Annotated in this window: 17 protein-coding genes; all 17 read right to left on the reverse strand. The window is 59.7% G+C overall.

What is annotated here, in order from left to right:
- Positions 1-27 precede the first annotated feature (27 nt).
- Positions 28-1,539: a Na+/H+ antiporter NhaC family protein gene (locus OL236_RS09915; protein WP_265070480.1), complete on the reverse strand. Its 1,512-nt coding sequence runs from the start codon at positions 1,537-1,539 to the stop codon at positions 28-30.
- Positions 1,540-2,276: 737 nt separating this feature from the next.
- A complete protein-coding gene (locus tag OL236_RS09920; RefSeq protein ID WP_232208268.1) occupies positions 2,277-2,660 on the reverse strand; it encodes a hypothetical protein in 384 nt (127 codons plus the stop codon).
- Positions 2,661-2,818: 158 nt separating this feature from the next.
- A complete protein-coding gene (locus OL236_RS09925; protein WP_265070481.1) occupies positions 2,819-3,676 on the reverse strand; it encodes a hypothetical protein in 858 nt (285 codons plus the stop codon).
- Positions 3,666-4,052: a response regulator gene (locus tag OL236_RS09930; protein WP_006192748.1), complete on the reverse strand. Its 387-nt coding sequence runs from the start codon at positions 4,050-4,052 to the stop codon at positions 3,666-3,668. Before OL236_RS09930 ends, OL236_RS09925 begins: the two co-directional genes overlap by 11 nt.
- Positions 4,053-4,280: 228 nt before the next feature.
- Positions 4,281-5,423 carry a hypothetical protein gene (locus tag OL236_RS09935; RefSeq protein ID WP_265070482.1) on the reverse strand — a complete coding sequence of 381 codons (1,143 nt, stop codon included), beginning with the start codon at positions 5,421-5,423 and terminating at the stop codon, positions 4,281-4,283.
- Positions 5,424-5,572: 149 nt separating this feature from the next.
- Complete coding sequence (locus tag OL236_RS09940) at positions 5,573-5,785, reverse strand: DUF2922 domain-containing protein (RefSeq protein WP_006192745.1); 213 nt, start codon at positions 5,783-5,785, stop codon at positions 5,573-5,575.
- A gap of 69 nt (positions 5,786-5,854) precedes the next feature.
- Positions 5,855-6,079: a DUF1659 domain-containing protein gene (locus OL236_RS09945; protein ID WP_265070483.1), complete on the reverse strand. Its 225-nt coding sequence runs from the start codon at positions 6,077-6,079 to the stop codon at positions 5,855-5,857.
- Positions 6,080-6,215: 136 nt separating this feature from the next.
- Complete coding sequence (locus OL236_RS09950; protein ID WP_265070484.1) at positions 6,216-7,598, reverse strand: S-layer homology domain-containing protein; 1,383 nt, start codon at positions 7,596-7,598, stop codon at positions 6,216-6,218.
- 163 nt (positions 7,599-7,761) lie between these two features.
- Positions 7,762-8,955: a phosphopentomutase gene (locus OL236_RS09955; protein WP_265070485.1), complete on the reverse strand. Its 1,194-nt coding sequence runs from the start codon at positions 8,953-8,955 to the stop codon at positions 7,762-7,764.
- On the reverse strand, positions 8,952-9,485 hold the full coding sequence (locus OL236_RS09960) for a GNAT family N-acetyltransferase (protein ID WP_265070486.1): 534 nt from the start codon (positions 9,483-9,485) through the stop codon (positions 8,952-8,954). Before OL236_RS09960 ends, OL236_RS09955 begins: the two co-directional genes overlap by 4 nt.
- Positions 9,486-9,506: 21 nt before the next feature.
- Positions 9,507-10,349: a transposase gene (locus tag OL236_RS09965; protein WP_265070487.1), complete on the reverse strand. Its 843-nt coding sequence runs from the start codon at positions 10,347-10,349 to the stop codon at positions 9,507-9,509.
- A 43-nt stretch (positions 10,350-10,392) separates the two neighbouring features.
- Positions 10,393-11,145: a haloacid dehalogenase gene (locus OL236_RS09970; protein ID WP_265070488.1), complete on the reverse strand. Its 753-nt coding sequence runs from the start codon at positions 11,143-11,145 to the stop codon at positions 10,393-10,395.
- Between the two features lies 1 nt (position 11,146).
- Complete coding sequence (locus OL236_RS09975) at positions 11,147-12,220, reverse strand: cysteine protease StiP family protein (protein ID WP_265070489.1); 1,074 nt, start codon at positions 12,218-12,220, stop codon at positions 11,147-11,149.
- On the reverse strand, positions 12,217-13,341 hold the full coding sequence (locus OL236_RS09980) for a phosphoribosyltransferase family protein (RefSeq protein WP_265070490.1): 1,125 nt from the start codon (positions 13,339-13,341) through the stop codon (positions 12,217-12,219). Before OL236_RS09980 ends, OL236_RS09975 begins: the two co-directional genes overlap by 4 nt.
- A gap of 10 nt (positions 13,342-13,351) precedes the next feature.
- A complete protein-coding gene (locus tag OL236_RS09985; RefSeq protein ID WP_265070491.1) occupies positions 13,352-14,368 on the reverse strand; it encodes an ATP-grasp domain-containing protein in 1,017 nt (338 codons plus the stop codon).
- Between the two features lie 12 nt (positions 14,369-14,380).
- A complete protein-coding gene (locus OL236_RS09990; protein WP_265070492.1) occupies positions 14,381-15,364 on the reverse strand; it encodes an HpcH/HpaI aldolase/citrate lyase family protein in 984 nt (327 codons plus the stop codon).
- A 50-nt stretch (positions 15,365-15,414) separates the two neighbouring features.
- The gene (locus tag OL236_RS09995; protein ID WP_265070493.1) at positions 15,415-16,317 is read right to left on the reverse strand and encodes a TerD family protein; all 903 of its coding nucleotides are present in this window, start codon (positions 16,315-16,317) and stop codon (positions 15,415-15,417) included.
- Positions 16,318-16,415 lie beyond the last annotated feature (98 nt).

Consider the following 16,415-nt stretch of genomic DNA (forward strand, 5'->3'; position numbering starts at 1 on the left):
ACGGCAGCTGTTTGCTTTGCAGCTTTCTCAGTCCGCGCTGCGGTCTTTGAGCGGCACGGGGACTTTCCAATAGACGACGGCCATGACGACGGCGAGGATCGCCAGCGCGACAGCAAGTCCCAGCCAGCCGTTCATCGTGAGGCCGTCGACGATGTAGCCGACGACGCAGACGCCAACGACGACGAGCACATAGGGAATCTGCGTCGATACATGGTCGATATGGTGGCACTGCGCGCCCGCAGACGCGAGGATCGTCGTATCCGAAATCGGTGACGCATGATCGCCTGCGACAGCGCCCGAGAGGATCGCCGCGACGCAAAGCGCGAGCACGGGGCTGTCCGTACCGACGATGGCGATGGCGATCGGAATCAAGATGCCGAACGTGCCCCACGACGTTCCCGTAGCAAAGGCAAGGCCTGCGCCGACGAGGAAGAAGATGACGGGCAGGAACGTGATGACGCCCGCATTGGCGCTGACAAGCTGGCCGACATAGCCGCCAAGGTCGAGGTACTTGTCGCTGCAGATGCCCGAGAGCGTCCACGCGAGGCACAGGATGAAGAGCGCGGGCGACATCGCCTTGAAGCCAAGGATGAAGCTCGTGCAGAAATCATTGAAGGAAACGACGCGGCGCGGCAGGTAGAGGAGTCCCGTAAAGACGAAGGCGATGAAGGAGCCGAGCACGAGCGACTTCGACGAATCGCAGTTCGCGAAAGCCTCGGCGACGCTCAGCCCGTCGTGGATGCCGCCCGTGTAGAGCATGCCGTAGATGCACGCGGCGATGAGCACTGCCAGAGGGAGCAGGAGGTCGTAGATCTTGCCCCTGCCCTCGATCTTCTCCTCCTTGACATCGGCGTACTCGGGCGGAACGTAGAACTCTCGCTCATTCTTGCGGATCGAGGCGCCCATCTCGGAAAAATCTTTCTCCGACCACACGAGGAAGCACATGAAAATGAGCGTCAGCCATGCGTAGAGATTGATCGGAATCGTCTGCAGGAAGAGGCCGAACCCGTCGATGCTGCTGCCTTCAGGCAGCGACGAACCAACGGCTGCCGCCCAGCTCGATATGGGCGCGAGGATGCACACGGGCGCCGCCGTCGCGTCGATGATGTAGGCGAGCTTCGTGCGCGCGATCTTGAACTTGTCCGTCACGGGGCGCATGACCGTACCGACCGTCAGGCAGTTGAAGTAGTCGTCGATGAAAATAACGATGCCGAGGAGCGCCGTGATCGCGAGAGCACTGCGCCTGCCCTGAATCGTGCGCACCGCCCAGTCGCCGTAAGCCTTCGTCGCGCCCGAGCGCGTGATGGCGGCGACGAGGATACCGAGGATGACAAGAAAGACGAGGATGTTGACATTCGCCCCGACCTTCGCCTCCATGACTGCGAACATCGTGAGGATCGCTTCGAGGACATTGAAATTCGCGTAGAGCATAGCTCCTGAGAAAATGCCGATGATCAGCGACATATAGACTTCCTTCGTCGCGAGCGCCAGCACGATGGTGATGACGGGCGGAAGAACAGCCCATGCCGTTTCTGCCATAAAATCCCTTCCCTTCCATTGGCAATTATGTCCTTCATTATAATACAGATTATTTTCCGTGGCAACGAAAAAAGACGGTGGTTGCCCACCGTCCCATTCTCCTTCATGCAGTCACGGGGCGAATAACCGCCTCGCCCCGACAGAACTCTCTCTGATCCCAACTGCACCCGATCAGCCTCGCCGCAAGGCGGCTGCAGCAGCCCGCGCACGATGCACGAACAACCTCCTCGCGAAAGGCGACACGGATTCATACGGCAATGTCCGCGGGAGTGTGCATTTGCTCCGCATCCCCCTTGCAACAGTTCGACATCACCGAGATGAAGGTAGGAAATCTGCCCGAGAGCGTCAAAATACACCGCTCTTCAAAGACCCCTATGAGGACTGACCTCCGGGCATGACGACGAAAAAGCCACTGCCGCCTACAGCCGAAATTTCCCATGTTCGCGAAAAGAGTCTTTACAGTGGTGGAACTTCCCGATCTCAACCGCCAACCCTTCCGCAACGCTCGTCGGGACGAGCATGGATTTCGGGTGCTCAATGGGTTTTATTTCCTAGCTTTATAAGGATAACATATCTAAAAAGACTTTGCAACCCCTTTTTAATAAAAATGAACAAATACCGATTATTTCTTGTGCTGTTTAATTGAAAATTTTCACCCGTCCTGACCAGAATGCATTCGGAAGAAGTGCATTTCATTCGGCGCAGAAAAAAAAAAGCGGGCGCTTTTGGCGCACCGCTCATTTTTCAAGACCGCGCTGCCATGCGTAGAGATAGTCAACGATGGCTGCAATCGGCGATCCCGGCACATACGGCGCTGCAGGCAGGGGCGTCTTCACGCTCTGGGACACCTCGCGCGTATCGTACGTCATCGTCGCAGAGCGAAGAATCTGGTAGGTGCGCGCGGCAAAGTCGAAGTGCATGCGATAGGAAAAGAGGCGGTTCTCCTTCGCCTTGATGATGGCGACATCCGCCGTATATTCATGATTGCTGTCGATGGAAATCGTCGTGACGTCCACGAAATATCCCGTATCGCCGCGAGCATCCACAAAACGCCGCCCCTCGTCCTCGGCAAAGCACACGGAGCTCGCGAGGAGAAGGAGCAACGCTGTCATGCTCAACATCAAGGTAAATTCTCGCATCGAATCGTCTCTTTCCTAAATCCAAGAATAAAAATACTTCCTTATTATAGGGAATAGACCGAGGTTCGTCAAGGGCTGGTCAGAATCATTCCTGTCCCTTTCAATGAGAGGTGAAATTCCAAGGAAGCCACACCCGCGCCTCAGAGGAACTCGTCTGTCGCCAGAAGAAGCGCGAAGGCGCCCACGGGGCTTTCGAGATGCAGCCGCAGGAACTTGCTCGGGCATGCCTTCGCATTCAAGGCGTGCGCCGTCCGCGGGATCTCCAGATCAAGCTCCAAATCGCGCTCGCCGAGGCGCACGGCGAAGAAGCCGTCCAAGACGTTCAGGAACTCCGCGAGACTATCCACCGCGAGATCGTCAAGCTCCGAAAAATCCTCGTGACTGTAGCGGCGAGCGAGCGCCAGAAACACCGCATCGGGCGCTTCAAGTCCCGCGACGAGCGAGACGCCGCCCGTGATGGCCTGCGAGACGAGGCGGCACGGCACGCTCTCGGGAAAAGACTCCGCCTGCGGCACGACGACGCAGGCGATCTTCATAAAGCGCTTGAAGGCGAGCATAGCGACGCCAACGTACTCCGTGTAGAGCGGCAGCTCCTCGGCGAGCCTGCCGTCCGCCGCACGCTGGATCGCCTCGGACAAAGGATGCTCGCCCGCACGCTTGAAGTCGCCCAAGAGCCTCTCCAGCTCCTTGTAGTCGAGCCTTCCGGCGTCCAACAAAGCCTGCGCGAAACGACAGCCCTCGCCTGCGATCGCCTCGCCGAGGTTGTAAAGCTGCGATGCCGTGAGGACGCCCTCCCTCTCTGCAGACGCGCGAAACTCCGCGCCCGAAAGCGCACCGAGCGAAGCCAGGTCGGCCGCCGTCGCCACGCCGTGGAAGAGCGCCTGCACAGGCACGTCGACCTTCGCCGCGAGCATCCTTTCGAGGAAGATGCGAACCTCGGCCGCATTTAAGATGCCGCGATTCAGGAGAAATTGTGGGAAAAGCAGATCATTGCTCATCCAGTCCTGCTTTCTTCCGGATGCGCGTGATGGCATTCTTGATCTGCTCGGGCGTATAGGGCTTCTGGATGAAGTCCAACGCCCCGAGCTTCAGCGTCTCCATAAGCTTCTCGGGCGTGCCCGCTGACGACAGCATGACGACGGGAATCGTGTCGTCGATTTCCTTGATGACGCGCAGAACCTCGACGCCGTTGACCTCGGGCATGACGATGTCCAAGATCACGCCGTCGGGACGGTCGCCAAGACTCTCGGCGATCGCCTCCTTGCCGTTCTCCGTCTCTATGACCTCACAATCGAGCGCCTCAAGCTCCTCGCGCAGCTGTTTGCGCAGAAGCTTGGAATCATCGGAAATGAGGATCTTGCACTTTCTTGCCAATCAAAACGCCTCCCATCAGTCCGCCCGCCGCACCCGAAAGGGCAGGAAGGCTCTTCCCATGAAACCACTTTTCTATCATTATAGCATATTTTTCTCTTATATGAGAATATTCTACGGCAAAGTTTGCAAGAAGTTTCTCTTCATCATTGAAACAACTTCGCAAAGAAAAAGGCGCTGTCCGCTGTTACAGCAGGCAGCACCTTGCAAGCGCAGATGTACGCCCTTCACTCAACCCATGCCGTTCTCGGCAAAAATAGCGGCAAGTTCCGGATTTTCATGCAAATACTTCTCTGAAATGCATTGCCAGTCGTAGCCTGTGACACTCGGAATCAGGCTTTTTTTCTCTTCCGCGCTCTCTCGCTCCGAAAGTTTGCCGTCTTCGCCCTCGCCTGCGTCACCGTCGGCACGGTGCAGTTTGCGCAGGCTCTCCTTGTACACGGTCATGCCATCCTCAAGGCCGCTCTTCCTCTCGGCGATCAGCTGCGAAAGATCTGAGGGACGTTCCCGCTCCTCCTCTTTCTCTCCCGCACGATCTCCAAGCATGGCTTCAAGCAGTTCTTCCGTACACTTCGCCTTGCGGCTCATTTCCTGAAAGAATGCGTATATCGCCGTCTTATCGTTGAAATAATCGTCTGCCTTATCCTTGACCTTCAGTGCATCGCCCATATGGATGCCAAGGTAGGCGCAATATCGCCGGACGAGGTCGCTGTGTCCATCTTTTTCAAAAAGCTCGATGTTCTTGCCGCTCATCGTCGTGCTGACGAGAGAGCGGATCTCGCTTATCAGAGGATTTTCGCCTTTGGGATCAAGTGCGTCCAGGCGCTTAAGAACACTGCTCAGATATGGATCGCCTGCCAAGCTGTGCCCCAAGGCCTTCTGATGATGACCATAGGCGTTGAGCTGACGAACGAGATACATCTGGATGTCGGCGCCGACGGCGAGAGGATTTTCAGCCGCGCCACGCAAGACGGCGCCGATGCCGCTCTCGACTCCTCTCATGGTTTCTGCCAGCGAAGCCCGTTCATACTCGGTCGCCCAGTCAAGATCCTCCGCTCGAAGCGGCTTCAGCGGGACAGTGCCGGACATGTCCAGCTGCTCTACACTCCGCTTCGCTGCAGCATCCTGCATAGCAGCCTCGCTGCCGTTTTGCGCCGCTGCTCCATGCAAGGCGGCAAGCCTCTTGCCCTCCTTGCTGACCGCTACATGATAAGCCGGCGATCCGGCGGATTTGCCTGGCTCTCCCGCATATTCCTTTTGCTTCTGCGGTGCGGCAATCGTTGACTCATGCCCTTTATTTCCAACAAGCCGCTCACTCTGCAGCAAGCCTTTCTTCATCCCGATGGCTCCATCGCCGTTTCCTTGGATCTTCATGCAGCTTCCCTCCTTGGAATTGAAATTCAAGTCGAAACCCTTCGTTTCTTATATCGAATCATCGTTCTTTTTCTTAAATGCACGTATTGGTCATACACAAACGCAAAAAAGGACGCAGAGCCGTGTCGCTCCGCGTCCTTTCGCCCTCCTCAGGCAAGCTCCTGATCCTCACTCGAACGGATGTAGACCGCCTTGATCGCCTTGGGATTGACGCCCTTGACGACGAGCGCGTTCTTCGCGATCATGTCCGTCATGACCGCTTCGGCCTCCGCCTTCGTCAGTCCCGCCTTGGGATCGGCGAGGCTCACGGTCGCCGTCTGCGTATCCGAGAGCTTGAATACCATCTTCAGTGCCTTTGCCATTTCCTTCACCTCCTCCCTGCAAGCGATGGTTTCGGAGCGACCGCAAGGCCGCCCGCGAAACCGCCGCCCTTACTCTTCCGTCAGCGCGGCTGCGTCCTGGCGCATGACGTTCTTCAGCGTGTGCGACTGCAGGCCGCCGAGGCTCTTGCCGATGGCGAGGAAGTCCTCGTCGCCGAGCGCCGGGTTCACGTTCTGCACCATGCGCTGGCCGTAGGTCGGCAGGCCCTTTTTGTCCGTGCCCGTCTGAACCTTGAGAATCAGCTTCGTCGCCGCTCCCGTCTTCTTGACTGCCATGTCTCTCACCCCCTTTCGCCCCTATACATGCGAGGAGGAGGCGCGATATATCATGCAAATAAAAAGGCAAAACGAGGGCAGCCGCACAGGAATCCCGTGCGGCTGCCCTCGTTTTCTATTCTGTTTGCGTCACCCGTCAGAAGTGATAATCGAGCTGGGTGCGCAGGAGCGAGCGGTTGTACTCCGCGCTCGTGCCGTAGTCGCGCTTCTGCCTGGAGAAGAGCGTCTCCCATTCGACGTTCTTCCACGGCACATACTTGAAGCCGACGATCCAGCCCTTCGTACCGTTCCACGTCGAGCCCCATTCGTCGTCGCCCGCGAGCCAGCCGTTCGCGCCGTAGCGCACATAGCGTGCGTATACGCCGAAGCTGCCGACGTCGTCGAGCTTCGTGCCCTTGTAGTTGAGACGCAGCGCGACGCTCTTGTTCTGCTCGTCGGCGTCGGTCTGGACGTAGTCGCCGATAACGCGCACGTTCTTCGCGACGTTCGTCGCCGCGCTGACGACGTAGCCGTAGCTCCTGGGATTCGTCCTGTCGTTGTCCCTGTAGACAGGGAAGACGCGGTGCGTCACCGGATCCGCCTCGTAGTGGTCGATAAGACCCGAGGTATAGCTCTCGTTCTTGCCAAGGCTGCTCCTCGCATAGGCGACGTTGATGTCGAAGTTGTGTCCGACCGCGCCCCAAAGGCCGACGCCGTAAAGGCTCTCCTTGTTGCCCGCGCCCGTCGACGCCATCCAGAAGCCGCTCGCCGTGAGATTCGTTCCCTTGATGGGAATGCCAAACTGGAAACCATCCGACTCGTTGCCGAAGAGCACGTTCTGGAAGCCAAGGCCGCGCCACGCGCGTCCGAGGTTCAGCCACCTGCCGTCCTGCTGCGCTTCGACCCAGATGCGCTGGAAGTTGCCGTCGTGCCCCGACCATGTCTGCTGGGCGTTCTCGTTCATGGCGTTCTCGCCGCGCAGGTGGCCGTTGTTGTAATGGCGGTTCGTCTCGCTCTGCGCTTTGACCGTCCAGATGTCGTTGACCTTCATGTCGAGGCGCAGATCCATGTAGAAACGGTTCGCGCTGCGGTCGAGCGTATCGGCGTCGGTGTTCTTGTCGTAGTCGTACTGCGTGCGCACGAAGCCGTGCACCTTGAAGCGTTCGATCGCCTCACGGTTCTTGCGGATGTCCTCCGTGTTCTGCTCGACTTGGGCGCGCAGCGTGGCAAGCTCCGAACCGTACTCCTTTTCCAGCTTTTCGAGCACCGACCTCGCGCCGATGTCGAGGTTCGACGCCTGCATGGCGCGTGCGGTGATCGCCGCCATCTCGTAGCGGCTCATCGTGCGGTTGCCCTGGAACGTGCCGTCTGCATAGCCCTCGATGACGCCGTTCTTCGCGAGGTAATCGAGCGCTTCGTAGCTCCAATGATCTTTGGGCACATCGCTGAGTCTGTCCGCGCCGTCGGCAGCGAACGCAGTCGCGCTCAGCGCGGCGAACGCCAAGGCGAGGAGCGCCGTCCTCTTCTTGTAGAATCTCATCCCTGTCCCTTCCTTTCCGTATGATGCATCTTCCTCTTTCATCATACGAAAAAAACGCCTCGAATACAACGATTTCGAGGCGTTCAGGCTCTATGTACGCAAGTCGTAAAGGGGTACATGCGATGAAACTTGTTGCAGGGACGCGAGCCTTCGCGTGCGGCGTTCAGCCTGCGGCAATCTCACGCCAGAAGCTCCGCCCTCGCGTCACAAACTCCACGCCGAAGATCTCGGCGATTGTCGCGCCGACGTCGGCGAATGCGGGGCGCGTGCCGAGATCGCAGCCCGCGCGTACCGCCGCGCCATAAGCCAGGAGAGGCACGTATTCGCGTGTGTGATCGGTGCCGGGCGCACCGGGATCGCAGCCGTGATCGGCTGTGATCATGAGCACGTCCGTCTCCTTCATCGCCGTGAGAAACTCGCCGAGCCATGCGTCGAACTCCATGACGGCGCGTGCATATCCTGCCGTATCGCGGCGATGGCCGAAGACCATATCGAAGTCGACGAGATTGACAAAGGCGAGACCCGTGAAATCCTCGCCGAGGAGCGATCTCGTCTTTTTCATGCCGTCGGCATTGTCCTCGTTCGTGCCAAGGCTCTTCGTGAGCCCTTTTCCTGCAAAGATGTCGGAGATCTTGCCGACGCCGATGGAGGCGAATCCCGCCTCCTGCAATGCGTCGAGCACGGTCGCCGGCGGCTCAAGCGAGAAGTCGTGCCGTCCTGCCGTGCGCTCGTAGTTCGGATACTCGCCGATGAAGGGACGCGCGATGACCCTGCCGACGCCGTGCTTGCCCTGCATAATGGCACGCGCCTTGCGGCACGCCTCGTAAAGCTCCTCGCGCGGCACGACGCCCTCGTGCGCCGCGAGCTGCAGCACGCTGTCCGCCGACGTGTAGACGATGAGTGCTCCCGTCTCGATGTGCTCGCGCCCGTAGTCATGAATGACCTGCGTGCCCGAATACGGCTTGTTGCAGATGAGCTTCCTGCCGATGCTCGCCTCAAGCGCGGCGATGAGCTCGGGCGGGAATCCCTCGGGGTACGTCGGCATCGGGTGCTCGCCCACGATGCCCGCCAGCTCCCAATGCCCCGTCGTCGTATCCTTGCCGCGCGAGCTTTCCTGCAGCCGTGCAAAAGCGCCGCGCGGCGCAGGCACGCGAAGCGCGGCTGCCTCCGCCGCGTCCTTGATGCCGTCGACGGAGAAGAGTCCGAGCGAGGCGAGATGCGGCGCAGAAAAGCCTTCCGAACGCACGAGGCTCAGGAGCGTGTTGCACGCACCGTCGCCAAAGTCGGCGGCATCGGGCGCCGCGCCAACGCCGAGGCTGTCGAGCACGATGAGGAACACGCGCTTGATCTTTTTCAAAGCTCTTCGCTCCTTTCCTTGCGTGCGAAGTACTCGCGGTCGAGGATGCCGAGGATCACGAGGTTTTCGTAGACGCCGTCCGTCAGAATCGTCTCGCGGATCAGTCCCTCGCGCACGAGGCCTTCCGACTCGTAGACGTGCAGCGCGCGCGCGTTGTAGTCCTTGCAGTCGAGCCAAGCGCGGTGGAACTTGAGGTCGTCGAACGCCCACGACTTCAGGAGCTTGAGCGTTTCGTGCCCATAGCCCTCGCCCTTCTTGTCGAGGATGATGCGCGTCCACTCGATCTCCTTCGACGGATTATTGAGCCCTGCGATCATCAGAAAGCCGACCGGCTCCAAGGTGTCTATGCGCTCGATGACGAGATGAATCGCACCCTCGGTGTTGAGCGTCTGGCTATGCACCTCGCGCTCCCACGGAATGACGAATTTGCCGTTCTCGGGGCGAAATTCCACTTCGAGGATGTAGTCGAGATCCTTTTCCTCCGCCTGTCGAAATTGCAGGCGCGGCCCCTTTTTCACAATGCCCTGCATACGATGCTCCTTTCTATCGCGTCAAAGCAGACTGTGCATGCGGCCAAGCTCCTGAATGCGCTCCACCGACATTTTCGACACCCGCGCGATGGTTTCCAGCGGCAGTTTCTCTTTCAGCATGCCGAGAATAAAGGCCGATGTCTCTTCCTCACGAACCTCCTCACGAACAGCTTCTTCAAAATCCTTTTGGTTCCACTCGAAATTGACCATGTCGATGACCTCGCTTTCATGTAACTCCAGAAAGTTTTTCATGATGTCGTTCTCACGGCAATAGCGCACGGCAGTTCGGATGGCGATCGCCCGTTCCACCCCTTGAGCGATATTTTTCTTGACACAGGCAACAAAAAAACTGTAATCATGCAATGCCTGGCTTTTTTGCAGCAGCTTCTTCCCTCTATCATAGGCAATATTATGACAGAGAACCGTCAGCTCCAAAAAACCTTTTCCATTTTCTATCATATAAGCATCAGAAAGATTCAGTAAATGACTTTCCCGCACATCGTTTTCATCCAAGTAAAACACATGAAACTCTGGCGCTGGAAGCTTGATCTTCACATTCTGATAGAGCTTTTTCGCTTCCACCAGCATGCGGAATTGTTCACAAATATAATATAAGCAACGAAGTGCCATGTTTGGATTCCAAGTGCTTTGATGCTCCAAAAGAATCAGATAGCAGCCCTCGATCAAAAAGGATATATCGTTTTTCAACTGCGAAAGAAACGTGCCTTCGAGGGTCATAATCTGAATCTTTTCATCCGCTGCGTATGTCCTTCCATGAAGCGCCCCTGCGACATCTCTCAGACGATCGACGTCATTCATATATGCGCGAAACACCGTGTCTTGATATTGGCGGCCTTTTGCCATGCGTGTGCTCCTTCCTTTATTATACCACAAGGAGCCGCTTCTTTCAGTCAAGCTCCTGCAATATCTCGCCGAGCAGCCATTCGGCGAATACGCCTTCGCCTGTGTGCCGCCGGATGTGCGCGGCGTCTTCCATCGCGAGTGTCTTGGCGGCGAAGGCGAGATCGGCTGCGGCGAGGAGCGGCGCGTCAATCGCCGTGTCGCCGGCGGCGTAGACCTTGCGCGGCGAGAAGCGGCGGCGAAGCTCACGGAGCGCCGCGCCCTTCGTGAGCTTCGGCGGAAAGAAGTAGATCTTTCTGCCCGACGGCTCGACGCGAAGGCTCGTCCGCTTTTGGCACTTTTCCGCCTGCGCCTGCGCGTCCACGCCGTCGGCGCAGTAGACGAAGAGGTACGCGTCGTCGACGATGCGGCAGCGGATGAACGCGCGATCACCCAGATAGAGCGCGTGACAGCGCGCGATCTCCTCTCGTGCAGGGGCGATCAAAGCGTCATGCGCCTCGCGCCACGCGGCATCGACCTCGCCGTTCTTCAAAAGCACCGCGCCGTTCGTCGTCACGGCGTATTCAGGCGCTGTGCCTTCCGGCCACTCGATGCGCCGATACTGCTCGATTGAGCGCGTCGTGACGGGAATCAGGCAGAGCTTTTGCGAGACTTCGCGCAGACGCTCGACGGCGAGCGGCGTCATGAAGCCGTGCACCTCGCCCTTGATATGCTCGACGCAAATATCGCCCTCGCGCTTGTGACTGCGCGAGTAGAGCAGCGTGTTGTCGAGATCGGAAGCGAATACGATGTCTTTCATTTCAGTTGTCGGCGAGCGAGCGTATGAGTCCGCATGCGAGATAATTCTCCAACGGATACTCCACAACCTCGACGCCTTTCTCCTTTGCCAGTTGATAGAGATGACCGAGCCGCGCTTCGTCCGTGCGGCTCTTGACGAGAAGTTTCCACGGCAGGCGGCGCAGGAGCACCCGCGTCGCCTCGCCGATGCCGGGCTTCACGAGGTTGATGTCGCGAATGTCGAAATCGCCCGCGATGCGCTCGACCTCGGCAAGCCCCGACCGATGCGCCGCGCCCTCCTCGCGCACGGGCGGCGCTTCCTCGGGGAAGCGCCTTTCCACCGCCTCGATGAAGTCATACGTCAGATCCTTCTCGCGCAGTTCTTCGTAAAAGGCCGCGCCGTGAAAGTCCGCCTCGCCGATCAAATCATCACGCAGCACCGTGCGGCTCAGAAGCCCCGACACCGTCGAGTTCAGGCACGAACTCGCGATGAGGAAGTCCTCGTGCGTGCCGCATTTCTCCGCCACATAGGCGGGATCGGACAGGACGGCAAGCCCCGCGCTCACGCCGCGAAACTCTGCCGCGTCGTTTGCGAGCTCGCGCGCGATCGCGCCCTTGCCCGTCCAGCCGTCGACAAACTGCAGAGCCTCAGGCGCGTGACGCGCGAGGATGTACGCCATGGCGTTCTTGTCGATGCCCCTGCCGCGAATGATGGAAATGGTGTAGTGCGCGACGTCCGCGCCAAAGCGCCGCTTGATATAGCGCTTGAGCAGGATGCCGATGGGCGTGCCCGCGCGGGCGAGCGAGACGAGCGCGGCGGATGCGCCCTTCTCCTCGTAAATCTTCTCGGCGAGACTCGCCGCCGCATGAGCTGTGATCTCGGCGTAGCGCGAGAGCGCATCGAAGTACGCCTTCAAATACTTTTCCGACGGCTCATATTCCAAGGGCAGCATCTCCGAATAATGCCTGCCCGACTGAATGAGCTTTTCCCTCTCTGCCGTCGGCAGAGGATCGATCTTTCCCGTGATGTCTTTCAAAAGGATCGTCACGTCGTCCTTCTTGTATGTACTGAACATCGCCCGCTCCTTCCTCGTCATTCGTCGCGGCTCATCAGACAGACGATGTCCGTGCAGCCGCTCTCGCGCAGGGCGCGAGCGATACTATCGACCGCGCCCTGCGCCTCGTGCGCCGTGTCCGAGACGATGACGGCATGGTGATAGGGCCGCAAATTGTAGATGTACGTCGCGCGCTCATCGCCGTAGAAGCTCTTGACCTGCCAGCCCGCTTCGATGGGATAGCCCGCTTCCTCCGAGATGCCGATGGGGCTTCGCGTCGTCGCATGGAAGAAGACGTTCTGCCAGCCCTTCCTCTCCAAGACTCTGCCGACCATAAGACCCGGCAGCATACATTCCTCCGTGCCGAGCACGAGGATCGACTCATGCTTCGCCCAAGCGATGCGCTCAGCGAGGACGAGCCCCGCCCCCTGCCAGAGAATCGTATAGTCGCCGATCGCGACGCCCGTGCGCGGCGTCGCGTACTCGCCGAGCGCAAGCGTGCGGTAGGGGTAATGTCGTGACGGAATGCGGCAGTCCGCCGCCCCGCGCGTTTGAAACGCCGCCGCGCGTGCCTCGTAGTCTTCAGGCGCAAGCTCTACGAGCGCGACGCACTCGACGCCGCATGCCAAGAGCCGCTCGCGATCGGACGCCGTCAAGCGGTTCAGGACGGACGCTGCAACGAGCCTCTTCTCCCCGAGCGCGGGCAGCTTCTCCTTCATCTGCTCGACGATGTTAGAGAGCGTCCTGCCCGTCGAGATCTCGTCGTCGACGAAGACGACCGTATCCGTCTCGTCGAGCTGCGCTTCGAGCGCATCGACGGCGAGTCGCTGCTCGGGCGCATGGCTGTGCTCCTCCAAAAACTCGATCGTGCGCACATCGGACGGCAATTCCTCGCGCGTCGTCTGCACGTAGAGGCACGAATCTGCGAGCGACTTCGCGACGACGGCGCCGATGGCGGTCGCCGTCTCGGCGAAGCCGATGACGAGCCTTGCCGCAGGCGCGGCTGCCTTGACCTTCTCGCCGAGCGCTTCCATGAGGTCGAGCGCTTCATGCGGTGCGACGGGCATGTGCTTGCCCTGCAGCGGGTTGACGAGCAGATAGCCGCGCTTTTCATTTCTGTGCCGCCTCGCCACGCGCAGCACCGCGTCTGCCGTGTACTTCATCGCGCCCGCCTCACGCCTTGAGCCGCTTCGGCGTCTCAAGATTCGCCACGCGATAGACCTTTTGGCGATCGGGGTACTGCCACGGCTTTTCCTCGCCGAGAAGCTGATGGACGGCGATATCGGGCACATTGATTCCCGTCGCGAGGCACGAGAGCTGCAAGCCGCCCGACATGCGCGGATTGATTTCCAACAGACAGTACTTTTCTCCGTCGCCCTTGAACTGGATGTTGATCGGCACATCGATCTGCAGGAGGTTCATCATCGTGCGACATTTCTCGACGATCTCCTCATCGAAACGGACTTCCGAATAGCGGTGGTTCGTCTTGAAGCGCGGGATGATGATCTCCTCGCCGGGCGTCCGCAGGCAGTCGACGCTGATTTCCTGCCCTTCGAGGTATGGCATGAGCATGAAGGGCACGGAAAAGTCGTAGCCCCGGACGACCGTGCGCGCCATGTCCCACGTGAGCTTCATGCCGGGCTTGCGGCGCACGTCGCCCGAGCGCAGAAGCGTATCGTCGATGACGCGGAAGGTCTCGGCTCCCTCGTCCTTCGTGAGCTTGTAGCAGACGCGCCTGCAGTGCGGCCGCAGCGTCTCGTAGGCGGCGCAGAATTCCTCGTACGTGCCGGCGATGAGATGTGCGGGCACGAGGGAGGCGTCACGCGCCTCGAAGAAGGCGTACGTCGCCGCCTTGTCGTCGAGAAGCCGCATGATCTTGTAATCGCTGCCGACGGCGAGCTTCGTGCCCGCCGCGAGAAATTCCTCACGATAGCGCGAGAGCAGCGTCAGGGCGCGGCGCGGGAAGAATACGTCGATACGATGCGCCTTACAAAATTCCAGGCAATACTCCACATACTCTTCGGAGACGGGAAGCGCAGGCTCCGTGTACCACTCATCGGAAACGAGACGATAGAGTGCATTGGGATTGGCGCTTGAGCCGACGAACGTGAACTTCCCGGGCGATCCCGCCCGCATCAGCTCGATCAGATGGTAGGCCGTGCTGAACCATTGGTTGAACCATATACGCATAAAGACTTCCCCTTACCTTTTGACTGCTTCCTTGACACCGTAAACTTCCGCGAGTGTCAGCACGCGCTTTGCCCACTTGGCATGCGTCTTGACCTCGTTCATGCGCGTGCCGTCCCAGCTCTTCTTCACGCCCGCCTTCTCGTCCTGCCATTCGGCGATCATCTTCGCATCCTCGTAGTCGGAGCGCTCCGCCTTCAGGCTCTCGAAGACGAACGGGAGCTGCGCGGGATGAATGACCGTCTTGCCGATGAAGCCGTTCAAGCGGTCGAGTTCCAGCTCCCTCTTGAGTCCCGCCGCCCACGCGCCCGCAGGGTCGTCGCCGAAGTAGTTCCAGACAGGGCCGGAGACGATGTAGTCACGCGCGAAGATATTCAGAATATCGATGAGGATGTCGCGCACGACGCCGACCTCGTAGATCGTGTGCGCAATCGAGCGGCGCACGCCGTAGAGATTGCTGAAATCGTTGCCGCCGACGCGGATGTTGAGCACGTATTCGCGATGCGCGTCGAAGATCACCTTGAGCTCGCCGAGAACGGCGGCGCGGCTCTTGATGTCGGCAATAGAAGGACTTTCGAGGACGGGCATGAGGTAGCGCTTCTTCGCCGCGCCGTCATTGACCGATCGCATAAGCTCCATGTAGGCTTCGACGTTGCCGAGATTCACCTTGGGCAGGACGTAGCCTGTCAGAATGTCGCCCGCCGCACCCACGAAGTCGAGAAAGTGCTCCATGTGATCGGCGGTGCGCACGCGCACGAAGAGCAGCGGCTTCCCGCCCGCCTCTTCTGCATAGACCTCCTTGAGCTCCGCGAGATTCGTGCGCAAGGCTCGCTCGGCATCGGCGACCGCCATGTCGCCGATCGCGTCCTCCAGACAGAAGCAGATGGCCGTCAGATGCTCTTTTTTCTGCCGACGAATCTTCTCCACGATGTTCTCTTGGTAGGCGGGCATGTAGAGAAGCCCGCCCACCTTGTACTGCAAGATTTCCCTATCTTCCATTCATGGTAAACCTCCATATTCAGGAATCACGGCTAATCCGTGTCCCCTCTTTATTCCACGCTGAGTCCGTAGTCTTCGCAGAGTCTCGCGAGTCCCGCCTCGTAGCCTGCACCGACGAGCTTGAGCTTCCATGCGCCGCGATGGCGGTAAATCTCCGCCGCGTTCACCGTCTTCTCGCGCCGCAGGCCGTCGAGATAAAAGCTGTACTTCGGCACGCCGTCCTCCGCGAGCGTCAGGCGCGGCGCACGCACATGCGAGAAATCCCTGCCCGTGCCATCATCGTAGACCGAGAAGCACAGGACGAGACGCTCGACGGCCGCGCCGACCTTGGCGACGTCGACACTCGCATTGGCGACGTCGACACTCGCACCGACGCCGCCCGCCGTATTCACTTCGATGCTGCCATCGTCCGCGCGAGCGTTGCCGAAGAAGATCAAATCCTCGTCGCCATGAACGCGCCCGCCCGCATAGAGGCGAAACACGTAGGCGTCGACCTCGACGCCCGGCTCGCGCTCCTCGTCCTCGTAGCGGAAGGCGAGCTTCTCGCTTCCCGCCAGCCGCAGCCGCTCGCCGCGCACGAGCTGAGGAAGCGGCGGTTCGGGGCTTCTCGCGCGTCTTTCCGGCGCACCCGCACGCGCCTCGCCCGCGATGAATATGCGCCGCTCCTCGCTCGCCGAGCGCATGGTGAGAGCGCCGTAGACGACCGAGCCGGCGCGCATCGTGGGAAGCGTCAGAAGGAAGCCGCCCGCCCCCGCCGGCAAGACCTCGGGAGAAACGCGTGCATCCGCGATCTCTGCCGTCACGCGCACCTTTGCCTCAGGCGATGCGGCGACGGCGAAGCTGTTCTCGCACTCGGGCGCAAACGCACCGAGGTCGATGAACTTCGGCAGCGCCGCCAAGGAGCCGTCCGCCGTGCTCATTGCACTTTCGCCCCTCGCCTGTTCCCTTTCCATCGCATTCGCCTCCTGCGTCGGATTTCGGCAGACTCCCGCACGCGACTCGGAACTCCACTTCAGAGCCGCGCCTGGAAATTGCCGAAAAGAACACCCCA

Source organism: Selenomonas sputigena, from assembly GCF_026015965.1.
Lineage (GTDB): Bacteria > Bacillota > Negativicutes > Selenomonadales > Selenomonadaceae > Selenomonas.